Genomic DNA, 12,566 nt, shown 5'->3' with positions numbered 1-12,566 from the left:
AGCCGGCCGGACGGGCGACCCTCGGCCGATCGGTCACGCATCGACGGAGAGCGGCTCCGTCGCCGAGGTCTTCCGCGACGCGTGAAGTGCGTCATGATCCACCTTTCGGTGGGCCCCGAAAAGCTGTTCCGAAGCGTCCTTATGCTGAGCGGGGAGTGCGACTGTCGGACCTTTGCGCGGGCTCCATCAGCACATTGATAAACACCCGGGGTCCACTCGGGGGGAAGGCAACACGATGACCGATATCGCGACACGCACCTGGGATGGTATGACCATCCCGGTCGCCGGCACCTATCGTCTCGATCAGGCGCACAAGCGGATCGGTTTCCTGTCCCGGCACATGATGGTGAGCCCGGTGCGGGGTGAATTCGCCGAGGCGACCGCGCAGATCTTCGTGGCGGAGGACCCGCTGCTCTCCTCGGTGACCGCCACCATCGAGACCGCGAGCATCACCACCGGCAGCGTCGACCGGGACACGCACCTGAAGAGTGCCGACTTCCTCGACGTGGAGCGCTTTCCCACCCTTGAATATCGAAGCACGGGTATCAGGTGGCAGGGCAACGAGGATCCGATTTTCCACTGGGCCCGTTTGCGGAACCATCGATTCGGTGGACGAGGCAGAAGTCACAATCTCCCACCGCAGTCGGGCCCGGCGCCCGGACGATTCGTGCTCACCGGTGAGTTGACGGTGAAGGGGATCACCCGTGCGGTGGACCTTCAGGTGAATTTCGGCGGTGCTCGCCGCGATCCCTACGGACAGAACATCTTCGGATTCAGCGCCACGGCGGAAATCAACCGCGAGGACTACGGTCTGCTCTGGAATGTCGCGCTGGAAAGTGGCGGAGTTCTGGTCGGCAGGACCGTACAGATCGAGATCGCCGGCGAGGGCATCCACCAGCCCTGACCCGTCCAACGCTCATCGGGGCTGACTGCGCCCGGCCAGACAGCCGTCCCCGCCCGGACGCAACCTGTGGCTCAGGTGCTGCGAGCCTGGCGGGGATGACGGCAGCCTCAGGTGCCGACGCGGCGCAGCAGGCCCTCCTGCACGGCGCTGGCGATCTGCCGGCCGTCGGTGGTGAACATCCGGCCGGTGGCCAGCCCCCGAGCGCCGGACGCCGACGGGCTCCAGCAGTCGTAGAGGAACCACTCGTCGGCCCGGAACGGCCGGTGGAACCAGAGCGCGTGATCGAGGCTCGCGCCGACCACCCCGCCCGGCCCCCACACCTCGCCGTGCACGGAGAGCACCGAATCCAGCAGGGTGAGGTCCGAGGCGTAGGTGAGCGCGCAGGCGTGCAGCAGCGGATCGTCCGGCAGCTTGCCGTCGATGCGCATCCAGACCCGCTGGTGCGGGTCGGCGGGCCGGTCGCCGGGACGGACCCAGCCGGGCTCGCCGACGTAGCGCACGTCGATGGGGCGCGGGATCTGACCCCAGATGCCCAGCCGCTCCGGGTAGCGGGACAGCCGGTCGGTCATCGTCGGCACGTCCTGCGGGGCGGGCACGTCCGGCGGGGCCGGCGCCTGGTGGTCCAGCCCCTCCTCGGCCCGCTGGAACGACGCCGACATGAAGAAGATCGGCTTGTCGTGCTGGAGCGCGACCGCGCGGCGGACCGAGAAGGACCGGCCGTCGCGGATGTTCTCCACCTGGTACTCGATCGGCTCGACCGGATCGCCGGGGCGGACGAAGTAGCCGTGCAGGGAGTGCACGAACCGCTCCGGGTCGACCGTGCGGCCGGCGGCGACCAGCGCCTGGCCGGCGACCTGGCCGCCGTACACCCGCTGCGGGCCGACCGGGGGGCTCATCCCCCGGAAGGTCATCTCGCCGGTCGGGTCGAGGTCCAGGACCTCCAACAGCTGGTCCACCGCGGCCTGGCCGACCGCGACGTGGCCGTCGCTCACTGCAGCGCCCGCGCCGACGCCGCGTCGACGAGCGACCCGAGCTGGTGGACGCGCAGCGTGTTGGTCGAGCCGGGGGTGCCGGGCGGGCTGCCCGCCACGATCACCACGTAGTCGCCCGGGTTGGCCCGGTTGAGGCCGAGCAGCGCCTGGTCGACCTGGCGGAACATGTCGTCGGTGTGCTGCACGAACGGCATCAGGAAGGTCTCCACGCCCCAGGTCAGGGCGAGCTGGCTGCGCACCTCGGGGACCGGGGTGAAGGCCAGCAGCGGAAGGTCGCAGTGCAGCCGGGAGAGCCGCCGGACGGTGTCACCGGTCTGCGAGAACGCGACGAGCGCCTTGGCGTTGATGGCCCGGGCGATCGACGAGGCGGCCACGGTGAGCGCGCCGCCGTGCGTACGGGGATCGTGCTGCAACCGGGGCACGCCGATCGAGCCGGCCTCGGTGGTCGTCACGATCTTGGCCATGGTGCTGACGGTCAGCACCGGGTACTTGCCGACGCTGGTCTCCCCGGAGAGCATCACGGCGTCCGCGCCGTCGAGCACCGCGTTGGCCACGTCGGAGGCCTCCGCCCGGGTGGGGCGGGAATTTTCGATCATGGAGTCTAGCATCTGGGTGGCCACGATGACCGGCTTGGCGTTCTCCCGGCACAGCTGCACTGCCCGCTTCTGCACCAGCGGGACCTCATCCAGCGGCATCTCGACGCCGAGGTCGCCGCGGGCCACCATGACACCGTCGAAGGCCAGCACGATGGCCTCCAGGTGGTCCACCGCCTCCGGCTTCTCCACCTTGGCCAGCACCGGGCGGAACACGCCCTCCTCGGCCATGATGCCGTGGACGAGCTTGATGTCCTCGGCCGAGCGGACGAAGGAGAGGGCGACCAGGTCGACCCCGAGCCCCAGGGAGAAGCGCAGGTCCTCGGCGTCCTTCTCCGACATGGCGGGCACGCTGACCGCCACGTTGGGCAGCGAGACACCCTTGTTGTTGGAGACCGGCCCGCCCTCGGTGACCAGGCAGCGGATGTCGTTGCCGGTGACGTCGGTGACCTCGACGGCGACGCGGCCGTCGTCGATCAGCAGCCGGTCACCGGGCTTCACCTCCTGCGGCAGCTTGCGGTAGGTGCAGGAGACCCGGTCCTTGCTGCCGATGATGTCGTCGCCGGTGATCACGACCGAGTCGCCGGTGCGCCACTCGTGCGGGCCGTCGGCGAACTTGCCGAGCCGGATCTTGGGACCCTGGAGGTCGGCGAGGACGGCCACCGGCTTACCGGCCGCCTCGGACGCCTCCCGGACCAGTCGGTAGACCGCCTCGTGGTCGGCGTGGCTGCCGTGGCTGAAGTTGAGCCTCGCCACGTTCATGCCGGCCTCGACGAGACCTCGGATGCGCTCCGGGGACGAGGTGGCGGGACCAAGAGTGCAGACGATCTTCGCGCGGCGTGTCACGCCCATCAGGCTAGTCTCTCCTTCAGGTCGGACTCGGGGCCGACCCCTTGCAGGCAGCGGAACAATTGTCCAACGACGCGCGGTGCGCGTCGGGCCGGCGGGCGGAACCGCACCGGGAACGTTGTGGCGACGGGCAACGGCGACCGCGCGCCGGGAATCGTACGCCTCCGCTGGCACGCACCGTCCGGGTGCTCCCGGCGGCGGCTCACCCGGAGTGCTCCGACGGCGGCAGGGTGGGCACGGCGGTGAGCAGGTCACGGGGGTCGTAGCGCCGCTTCGCCCGGCGCAGCCGCGCCCAGTTCGCGCCGTAGGCCAGCCGGACACGGTCGGTCTCCTGCGGGGCGAGCAGGTTCGGGTAGCCACCGGGCAGGGCGTGCGGCGCGAGCGCCGCCGAGGTCCGCTCGGCCCAGTCCCGGTGCGGCCCGGCCACCCCGCCCGGCGCCCACACGGCGATCACCTCGGTCAACAGGTGATCGGTGCGCAGGCCGAACGCCGTGTCGGCGAGCCGCACCTGGCTGGCCGCGCCGTGGAAGTGGTGCAGGGCCAGCGCGGAGAACGGCGAGTTGACCTGCCGGGCGGCGTCGACCAGCGCGTCCACCGCGTCGCCGGTGAGCGCGGGCAGCCAGCGGGTCCGGAGCAGGTAGTGGTTGCCGTCGACCATCCCGCCGTCGAACATCCGCAGCGCGTCCGCGTACGCCAGCGGGCCCACCTGGTCGACCAGCGGGACGCCCAGCGCTCGCAGCCGGTCCACCCACGGCCGCCCGGCGTCCAGGTCCGGGCCGCTGTAGAACGGGCAGACGAAGATCACCGGCTCGCCGGCGGGGCCGGGCAGGAAACCGGCCATCACGGTCAGCTCGTCCGGGGCCTGCGCGATCAGCGCGGAGTAGCCACGCAGCACGGCCGGCGCCTCCGCCAACGCGAACATGATCATGCCGGCGAGCACGGCGGGCAGCCGGTGCGCGCGGTAGCGCAGCTCGGTGACCACGCCGAAGTTGCCGCCGCCGCCGCGCAACGCCCAGTACAGCTCGGCGTCGTGCCGGGGGTCGGCGGTGACCCGGCGGCCGTCGGCGAGGACCACCTCGGCGCCGAGCAGGTTGTCCAGGGCCAGGCCGAACCGGCCGCAGAGCGGGCCGTACCCGCCGGCGAGGGTGAGCCCGGCCATGCCCACGTCCCGCACCACGCCGGTGGGCACCACCAGGTCGTACGGGCGGGCGGCGGTGAGCACGTCAGCGGCGGTGGCGCCGCCGGCCACGGTCACCGTGGCCGTGTCCGGATCGACGTGGACCTCGCGCAGGCCGGTCAGGTCGAGCACCAGGCCGCCGTCGCGCAGCGCCCGGCCGGCCCAGTCGTGCCCGCCGGAACGGACCGACAACGGCAGGTGACACCGGGCGGCGATGCGGACCGCGCCGGCCACCTCATCGGCGTCCAGGCACCGGGCGACCAGCGCGGGCGCGCGGTCCACGGCGGCGTTCCACAGGCGGGTGGCGGCGACGAAGGCGGGATCGCCCGGCTCGTGGAGCCGGTCACCGAGCAGGGCGCGCAGCCGGGCGGTGGCCGACGCGACATCGGGGGTGGCGACGGAGCTCACGGCGACTCCTCGACCGGGGCCGGCCGCTGGCGCCGGATGCGCCCCGACGGCGGTCCTCGCTGGGCGCGACCGTAGCACCGGCGGGCGGCCGACCGCCGTCACCATCACGACAGCCGCCGATGGCCCGACCGGTCAGCTCTCGGTCTTGGCCAGCGGAAACTCCAACGACCCGGCCGGGCAGAGGAAGGTCAGCACGTCCACCCGGTAGAGCCCGGCCTGCACCGCCGGGTCGGCCTCCAGGACGCTGCGCACGTCGTCGACGCTGCCGGTGCGGGCCAGCCCGAAGCCGATCGGCGGCTCCGGGTTGCGGGCCGGCCCGTCCACCGAGCCGGCGACCAGGATGATGCCGCGCTGCTGCAACGCCTGCATGTGCTCGGTGTGCTCGGCCTGCAACCGCTGCACGGTCTCGTTGGACAGGGCCCGTCCGGCCGCGCCGGGATAGATCACGATGCACTCGTACGTGTCGAGCGCGAAGTCGACCTGCGGCACTCCCGCCATGGGTGCTCCCTCCGCCGTCGCGCCGGGTACGCACCAGCCCGGCTGCCCGAGCCGGCGTCGTCGGCACGCGCCCAGCGTCGCACGCCGACGGGGGTCGCACCGCTCGCTCCGCCCAACTGGCCCCGGTCGGGCCCGCGGCGGCACCCGCGCGCCACGGTCGGCGTGCGGGCCGCCCGGGTGCTGGTGGTCATCCGACACGCCGGCTGACCCGGGCGGCGTGACCGGCTACGGTGGACGGTCCGGGCGGGCGGCGGGAGGTCGGGATGCGCGACGACGAACCGGCGACGGGCCCGCTGCCGTACGTCGAGGTGACCGACGAGGCGTACGCGGCGCGGGCCGCGGCGGGCTTCGCGGTGCGGGAGTTCGAGTTCGCGGTGCTGCTCAGCGGGCGATGCCCGCGGTGCGACCACCCGACCACCAGCACCGTGGTCGACGAGCTGTACCGGCGGGAAGCCTCGGCAGCCGCCCCGGACCCGGGCTATCGGACGGTGCTCTGCGAGTGCGAGGCCGACCATCCTTCGCGCCCCGCCGGGCTGCGCGGCTGCGGCGCGTACTGGACGCTGCGGCTGGAGGTCGAGGCGTGATCCGGCTGCGCCCCGGGCCGCCCGCGACCGTCGCCGACCTGCACCGCGCGCAGCAGTTGGCCGGGCTGCTGCGCGGTGAGCTGGAGCGGGTCCGCGCGGCGGCGGTGGCGTGGCGCAACGGCCTCGGCGGTCTGCTGGTGGCACTGGTCGGGTTCAGCCTGATCCGGGGCCGCACCGACGTCAGCACGCTGGCCCCGCACTGGGGCGCGCTGGTCGGCGTCCTGCTGCTCGCCGCGCTGCTCGCGGGGGTGGGTGGGGCGCTGGCGCTGCTACGCGCGGCGCACGGCAGGTTGGCGGTGACCCCGGTGGCGGCGCTCCCACCGGCCCCGCTCGGCGACCACCTGGAGGCCATGGCGGCGGTCCGGTCGCTGCGGACCGGGGTGCAGCTGGTGCTGCTCTGCACCGCGCTGCTGGTCGCCGCGGTCGGGGTGATCTGGTACGCGCCGGCCCAGATGTAAGGAAGGGCACCTTCTTAACGCCTGGTGTTGTACAAGGGGCCCTTCCTAACAGTGAGCTTCAGGGGCCGAGGTGGGCGTAGCCGGCCCAGGTGTCGGGGCGGCCGGGCAGGGCGGCGCGGAGCCGGCGGACCGACCGGTGCAGGGCGACCGCCGCCCGCTCCGGTGCGATCCCTCCGGGCACCGCGAGGCCGGCGTACAGGTCGGCGCAGAGCCGTACGGTCAGCGCGTCCGAGATGGACCAGAGCGCGCCGATGACGTGCCGGAACCCGGCGAGCTGGAACGCGGTGCCGAGGGTGAGCGCCTCGTCGGGCAGGGCCGCCCCGCCGCGCACCGTCTCGCAGGCGGACAGGACGGCCAGCGCGCCCGGCCGGCCGGCGGGGCGCCACAGGTCCCGGACGTGCAGCGGGCCACCGGCCAGCGTGAGGCGCCCCCAGGCCGGGGCGCGCAGGTCCTGCGTGCCGTGGCAGGACAGGTGGACGACCGGCTGGTCGGGCAGCGCGGCGAGCACGGCCGCCGGGGTGGCCGCCGGGCCGAGGAGCGCGCGGACCCGTGGCAGGTGGCGGCGGACGATCTCCTCCTCCTGTGCGACACCGGGCAGGTCGGCCAGGCCGGGGGTCTGCGACATGCCGACGACCAGCGCCGAGTCGACCGGCTCGGACCGGGCCGGCACGCCGCGCCGGGCGTGCGCCAGCGCCCGCAGCGACGCGGTGTACGACGGCACCACCCGGTCCAGCACCCCGTCGCCGCCGTCGAGCGGGCCGGCCGCGTGCACCGGCAGCAGGGTGAGCAGCCCGGTCGGGCACCACCACAGCCGTGGCCAGTCGGCCCCGGCGGGTTCGGCGCCGGACGGGGCGGTCGGCGCCGGGGCGGGCGCGGCGGCGTCGAGCACGGGTGCGGCGACGACCCGCCACAGCCAGTCCAGCGTCTGGCCGACCTCGGTCCGGGCCGCCAGCCGGCGGCGCTGCGCTGCCGGCTCCGGGCCGTCCGGGGCCGCCGCCCCGGTGAGCACCGCGATCGCGGTCAGGAAGCCCGCCGTCCGGGTGACCAGCTCGGCCATGGTCAGCCCGGGCAGCGGAACCACGGTGACCTGGCCGTCGGCGACCACCAGCGCGTCGCAGCGTCGCACGGCCACGTTGACCAGCACCACCGGGCCACCGACCGCGGCCCCGGCCAGGGCGGCGAACGGTGGCGGGCGGAGGAAGTCGGCGAACCCGGGCCGGGCGCGGATCTCCGCGAGCAGCTCGCGGCGGCGCACCGCGAGGTCGTACCGCTGCTCGGCACGGCCGCTCGGACCGTCCGAGCCGGTGGGCGGGAGCGCGGTGAATCCGTCGAGGGCGGCCTGGAGGTCGGCGAGCCGGTCCGCCAGCCGGGGCGACTGCGCGCGCAGCGCGGCCAGGTCGGCGCCCGCGTCGTGGGCCCGGGCCAGCAGGACCCCACGGCCGTACTCGAGCAGCTCGACGGCGCGTTCCGGGCGGTCGACGGCGATGGCGACCGCCGCCGCGTCGCTGGCCAACCCGGGGAACAGCCCGAGCAGACGGGCCTGGTCGTCGGGGTCCATACCGTGCCAGGCCACCAGGTCGATCAGCTCGATCGCGGTGGCGTACCCGTCGAGCGCGGCCGGCAGGTCGCGGGCCGTGGCGGCGTGGTCCGCGTACCGGCTCGCCGCTCCCGCCCGAAGCAGCGACGGCGCGGACTCCACCGCGGCGGCGGCGCGCAGCGCGGCGGTCGCCTCGGCCAGCGCCGCAGGGGTGGCGACCGCCTCCAGGGCGGTGGCCAGGTTGCTCAGGCACATGGTGCGCGCGGGATGCTCGGCGGGCAGCGCGTCGACCGCCGCCCGGTTGGCCGCCAGCATGGCGGTGGCGTCCGCTTCGTCGCGGAAGGCCCGGTAGCGCAGCAGCAGTGCGTTACCGAGGTTGGTGTGGATCCGGTGCCGCTCCGCGCCGACCAACGGGTGCCGCTCGCTCAGCCGCTGGAGGAGCCGGACCGCCTCGTTCAGCCCCGCCGCGTCGTCGTGCAGACGGTGCCGCAGCAGGTGGGCCAGGGCGAGGGTGGCGTACGTCTGCACGTACTCGGTCGGCTCGGCTTCCCGTTCGGCCAGTTCGGCCGCCTCGCGCAGCGCGGTCACCGCGGCGTCGGCGTCCCGGGCGGCCCCGGCCCTGATGTGGTCGGCGGGCTGGCCGCCGGCGGGCAGCGCGCCGTCCAGAGCGAGCTCCACCCGACGGTTCAACGCGGAGCCGTAGTTGATGAGCGCCAGCAGCCGGTCCGGGTGCCCGGGCGGCGCGGTCTCGGTCACCCGCCCCAGCACCTGAATCGCCTCGGTCAGGGTGGCCAGGTCCTGCGTCGAGGTGAACAGTGCCTGCAACACCAGGCCCAGGTTCGAGCGGTACGCGGGCAGTGCGGCGGTATCCGGTGGGGCGGCGGCAACCGCGGCCCGCAGTGCCACGGCGGCCGGCTCCAGCAGCGCCGGCTCCCCCGCCTGGTCGGACAGTTCGCGCAGGGTGTTGCCCAGATTGTTGAACACCTGATGGCGCAGGGGGTCGGCGCGGGGAAGCAGCGACTCCGCCTCGGTCAGCGCGTCCCGGGCGGCCCGCAGTGCGCTCACCCCGCCCAGGTCGGCGTGCCCCCGGCCCAGCGCGTACCCGAGTTCCGCGAGCCAGCGGGCCCGGTGGACCGGTTCCCCGGCAGCGTCGGCGCCCTCGCGCAGCAGCCGCACCGCCTCGGTGATGTCGTCGATCCGCCGCCGCCGCTCGTACCGGGTCACCAGCAGGCGGCCGACCGCGTGCCGAATCTCGTCCGGGTCCAGCCCACCGTGCGCCGACCGGGATCCGGACGCCGCCCGGTACGCCTCGATCGCCGCGTCGAGGTCGGCCGGGACGCCGTCGCTCTCGTGCCGCTCGGCGAGCAGGGTCGCCAGGCTGGTCCGTGCCACGCCGGTCAGTTCCGGTTCGAGACCGCCGAACCCGGTCAACGCCGACCGGTACGCCTCGATCGCGGCATCCCGGTCGGCCATCGCCCGGTCGCGCAGGAACCGTTCGGCGAGCGCCGTGCCGTGCAGCGCGGCGACGCGCGGGTCGCCGCCGGCTCGGGCGGCGGCGAACGAGTCGACCGCGTCGTCGAGGTCGGCCGGCCGACCCCGCAGGTGCCACCGGTCGCGTAGCCGCTGACCGATGTTGGCCAGCGCCATTGCGCGCACCGAGGCGCTGCCGCCGGTGGCTCGGGCCGCGTCACGCAGCAGCATGATCGCTTCGTCCAGGTCCGCCGGGGCGCCGTCGACCTCGTACCGGTCGCCGAGCACGTTGCCGAGGTTGAACAGCCGGACCGCACGTTCCGGATCGCCGGCCGAGGTGGACTCCAGGCTCTCCTGGTGCGCCTCGATCGCGCAGGTCAGGGCACTCCGCCTGCCGAGGTGCTGGAACTGCTCGCGGTGCACCCTGCCGAGGGCGGACAGGTAGTGCAACCGCTCCGGCTCGCCAACGGGCGTGCCGTCCACCGCCCGTCGCAGCAGCGCCGCCGCCCGGTCGACGCCCCGGTAGTCACGGTTGTTCTCCGCGGCAGCCATCAGCATCACGGCCTCGAGGAACAACGCGTCGGCCTCGCCGTCGGCCAGACCCGCCGTACCCCTACGAGCGACACCGGGGCCCCGGTCGGAACCGGCGGGCGCGGACACCGGGCCACCGGGACCCCGTGGACCGGGGACTCGTCCGGACTCCGGCGGCGGTCGGTGCGCGTGCAGCATGGCCAGCAGCGACGGCGGCACCCGTTCCGGGGCGAAGCGCACCAGGAACTCGGTGAGCCTGACCGCCTGACCGAGGTCGTCGGCGTCCTCGCCGGGCGGCAGCAGCTGGTAGCGGTACCAGTGCAGGCAGGCGAGGAGGAAGAAGCCCTCCGCGACCGGCTCCGGCAGCGGCCCGTCCGTGGGCGTGGCGGTCACGAACTCGATGACCGCCTCGGCGTCCCGGATCGCGCCGGAGTCGAGCACCGCGCGATGGTCCGTCGTGGCGCCGAAGCGGTCCAGCCGCTCCCGCAGCCGACCCACCGGGTCAGACCTGAACCGTCGCCACATCGTGCCTCCCGACCGCCGCACCGGTTGGGATCAGGCGTAGCAGACCGGACACGGCGCGCGCCAGCGCCAGGAGGGCCGTAAACCGGATCTGCCGGCAGCCACCGTGTCCGCGCCCACAGTCGGCGTGCCGGCGCGCCGGGGATAGGGCGTCGCGATTCGGGGGATCATCAGTCGGGTGGCGGGCCGCTCTCATCCCCGCCACGACGAAACGATTGGGGAACCGCGTATGGCGACCGACGTCAGCAAGCAACCCGCGAAGGCTTCCGGCAGCTACCGGATCGGCGGCGACCTCACCGTCGACCGTCTCGGCTACGGGGCGATGCAGCTCACCGGGCCGGGCGTCTGGGGTGACCCGAAGGACCCCGCCGAGGCGGTCCGGGTGCTGCGCCGGGCGGTCGAGCTGGGCGTGACGTTCATCGACACCGCCGACTCGTACGGCCCGTTCGTCTCCGAGCTGCTGATCCGTGACGCCCTGCACCCGTACGCCGACGACCTGGTCGTCGCGACGAAGGGTGGGTTCACCCGGGCCGGGCCGGGCGACTGGCGCGTGGTGGGCCGCCCGGAGTACCTGCGCCAGCAGTGTGAGCTGAGCCTGCGTCACCTCGGCCTGGACACGATTCCGCTCTACCAGCTGCACCGGATCGACCCGCAGGTGCCGCTCGCCGACCAGCTCGGCGAGCTGGCGCTGCTGCAGCAGGAGGGCAAGATCCGGCACATCGGGCTGTCCGAGGTGACCGTCCCGCAGATCGAGGAGTCCCGCGCGATCACCTCGATCGTCTCGGTGCAGAACCTGTACAACCTCGCCAACCGCAGCGCCGAGGACGTGCTGGAGTACTGCGAGCGCAACGACCTCGCGTTCATCCCGTGGTTCCCGATCGCCACCGGTGAGCTGGCGCGCCCGGGCGGGCCGCTGGACACGATCGCCGCCGCGCACAGCGCGTCGCCCGCGCAGCTCGCGCTGGCCTGGCTGCTGCGCCGGTCGCCGGTGATGCTGCCGATCCCCGGCACGTCCTCGGTAGCGCACCTGGAGGAGAACGTGGCCGCCGCGGAGGTGCAGCTCACCGACGACGAGTTCGAGGCCCTGGCCAAGGCGACCTGACCTCCGTCGATCGCGCGGAGCGCGGGTGGTCCGGGCCCGGACCACCCGCGCGGCCGGTCAGAGGGCGATGCAGTTGGGTCGCACCGGGCCGTCGGCGAGGGCGCCGCGCACGATGGTGTACGCGGTGCCGTCGAGCACCAGTCCGAGGTGCCCGACCACCCGCAGGGGGCAGTACGCCTGGATCAGCACGTTCGTCGCGCCGTCGTTGACGGCGGCGTTTCCGGTCGGCCGGACCAGCTCGTCCTGCAGGGTGCGGATGGTGGTGTAGCGCACCGCGCCCGGGGTGTCGTCGCCGGCGTTGAGGTCGGCGAGGAACGCGGAGCCGATGGTCATCTGCTGGCAGGCCACGATGCCGGCGCAGCTGCCGAGGCCGAGGAACGCCAGGATGTTCGCCACGTAGGTGCCGTACTGCGGCGAGCCCAGGCTGACGTACCGGCCGACGGTGGCGGTGCCGCCGAGCCGCTTGAGGTAGTAGCGGGCGACGAGGCCTCCCTCGGAGTGGGCGACCACGTCCACCGTCGCCGCGCCGGTGCTGGCGCGCACCTGGTTGACGTAGCCGGCGAACGCGCGGGCGGAGGCGGGGATGTCCCCGAGGCCCAGCCCGGGCAGTTGGTAGATGAAGGTCCGGTAGCCGTCGCCACGGAGCCGGGCGGCGATCGGCTCGTACGCGACGGCGACGCCACTGAGCCCGCCGACCACGATGACCGGGCTGGCCGCCGCGGCGACGGTCACCGGGGCGGCCACGGGTGCGGCGGGGGCGGCGGGGGCGGCGGTCGCCGTGGCGGTGGACGCGAGCAGGGCGGCGGTGGCGAGGGACAGGACGAGGACGGTCTTTCGGAGCAGCATGGCTGCACCTCCGGGGGGAGGCACCCGGCGAACCGGGCAGGTGGGTGGGGGTGTCCGGTCGACCGTGCGACGATGATGCGCGCAACAATTTGGAA

The 12,566-nt window shown here is 74.1% G+C and carries 10 protein-coding genes; 4 read left to right on the top strand and 6 right to left on the bottom strand.

The annotated features are described in order from the left end of the window. Nucleotides 1-235 precede the first annotated feature (235 nt). The gene (locus KBX63_RS15215; RefSeq protein ID WP_210911764.1) at nucleotides 236-904 is read left to right on the top strand and encodes a YceI family protein; all 669 of its coding nucleotides are present in this window, start codon (nucleotides 236-238) and stop codon (nucleotides 902-904) included. Between the two features lie 107 nt (nucleotides 905-1,011). Here KBX63_RS15215 and KBX63_RS15210 read toward each other — a convergent pair whose 3' ends face one another. From KBX63_RS15210 to KBX63_RS15195, 4 genes are all read right to left on the bottom strand, one after another. Beyond that, nucleotides 1,012-1,896 (bottom strand): acyl-CoA thioesterase II, encoded by an 885-nt coding sequence (locus KBX63_RS15210; RefSeq protein ID WP_210911762.1) that lies wholly within the window; start codon nucleotides 1,894-1,896, stop codon nucleotides 1,012-1,014. Then, nucleotides 1,893-3,341, bottom strand: a complete 1,449-nt coding sequence (pyk, locus tag KBX63_RS15205) for a pyruvate kinase (RefSeq protein WP_210911760.1) — start codon at nucleotides 3,339-3,341, stop codon at nucleotides 1,893-1,895. The genes KBX63_RS15210 and pyk overlap by 4 nt, the downstream gene beginning before the upstream one ends. Before the next feature lie 199 nt (nucleotides 3,342-3,540). Continuing rightward, nucleotides 3,541-4,923, bottom strand: coding sequence for an FAD-binding oxidoreductase (locus KBX63_RS15200; RefSeq protein ID WP_210911746.1), 1,383 nt, complete (start codon nucleotides 4,921-4,923; stop codon nucleotides 3,541-3,543). 132 nt (nucleotides 4,924-5,055) lie between these two features. Further along, on the bottom strand, nucleotides 5,056-5,421 hold the full coding sequence (locus KBX63_RS15195) for a YciI family protein (RefSeq protein ID WP_210911744.1): 366 nt from the start codon (nucleotides 5,419-5,421) through the stop codon (nucleotides 5,056-5,058). A gap of 263 nt (nucleotides 5,422-5,684) precedes the next feature. On the opposite strand from KBX63_RS15195, the gene KBX63_RS15190 reads away from it, so the two are divergent. Beyond that, complete coding sequence (locus tag KBX63_RS15190; RefSeq protein ID WP_210911743.1) at nucleotides 5,685-6,005, top strand: hypothetical protein; 321 nt, start codon at nucleotides 5,685-5,687, stop codon at nucleotides 6,003-6,005. Further along, a complete protein-coding gene (locus KBX63_RS15185; protein WP_210911741.1) occupies nucleotides 6,002-6,463 on the top strand; it encodes a hypothetical protein in 462 nt (153 codons plus the stop codon). Before KBX63_RS15190 ends, KBX63_RS15185 begins: the two co-directional genes overlap by 4 nt. 58 nt (nucleotides 6,464-6,521) lie before the next feature. On the opposite strand, the gene KBX63_RS15180 is transcribed toward KBX63_RS15185, so the two are convergent. Further along, a complete protein-coding gene (locus tag KBX63_RS15180; protein ID WP_210911739.1) occupies nucleotides 6,522-10,526 on the bottom strand; it encodes a CHAT domain-containing protein in 4,005 nt (1,334 codons plus the stop codon). 226 nt (nucleotides 10,527-10,752) lie between these two features. Here KBX63_RS15180 and KBX63_RS15175 point away from each other — a divergent pair, with 226 nt between their 5' ends. Next, nucleotides 10,753-11,625 (top strand): aldo/keto reductase, encoded by an 873-nt coding sequence (locus KBX63_RS15175; RefSeq protein WP_210911737.1) that lies wholly within the window; start codon nucleotides 10,753-10,755, stop codon nucleotides 11,623-11,625. Nucleotides 11,626-11,682: 57 nt separating this feature from the next. Here the strand turns inward: KBX63_RS15175 and KBX63_RS15170 are convergent, their stop codons facing one another. Next, nucleotides 11,683-12,471 carry a triacylglycerol lipase gene (locus KBX63_RS15170; RefSeq protein ID WP_210911735.1) on the bottom strand — a complete coding sequence of 263 codons (789 nt, stop codon included), beginning with the start codon at nucleotides 12,469-12,471 and terminating at the stop codon, nucleotides 11,683-11,685. Nucleotides 12,472-12,566: the final 95 nt, after the last annotated feature.

The organism is Micromonospora sp. U21 (assembly GCF_018070045.1).
GTDB lineage: Bacteria > Actinomycetota > Actinomycetes > Mycobacteriales > Micromonosporaceae > Micromonospora.
The sequence above is the reverse complement of the archived record's forward strand: the minus strand, read 5'-3'. Positions and strand labels throughout refer to the sequence as shown.

Bases quoted from the DNA above. Each gene is read 5' to 3' on its own strand.
- KBX63_RS15215 (WP_210911764.1), top strand. From the start codon at position 236: ATGACCGATATCGCGACACGCACCTGGGATGGTATGACCATCCCGGTC.
- pyk (WP_210911760.1), bottom strand. From the start codon at position 3,341: ATGGGCGTGACACGCCGCGCGAAGATCGTCTGCACTCTTGGTCCCGCC.
- KBX63_RS15195 (WP_210911744.1), bottom strand. From the start codon at position 5,421: ATGGCGGGAGTGCCGCAGGTCGACTTCGCGCTCGACACGTACGAGTGC.
- KBX63_RS15190 (WP_210911743.1), top strand. From the start codon at position 5,685: ATGCGCGACGACGAACCGGCGACGGGCCCGCTGCCGTACGTCGAGGTG.
- KBX63_RS15180 (WP_210911739.1), bottom strand. From the start codon at position 10,526: ATGTGGCGACGGTTCAGGTCTGACCCGGTGGGTCGGCTGCGGGAGCGG.
- KBX63_RS15175 (WP_210911737.1), top strand. From the start codon at position 10,753: ATGGCGACCGACGTCAGCAAGCAACCCGCGAAGGCTTCCGGCAGCTAC.
- KBX63_RS15170 (WP_210911735.1), bottom strand. From the start codon at position 12,471: ATGCTGCTCCGAAAGACCGTCCTCGTCCTGTCCCTCGCCACCGCCGCC.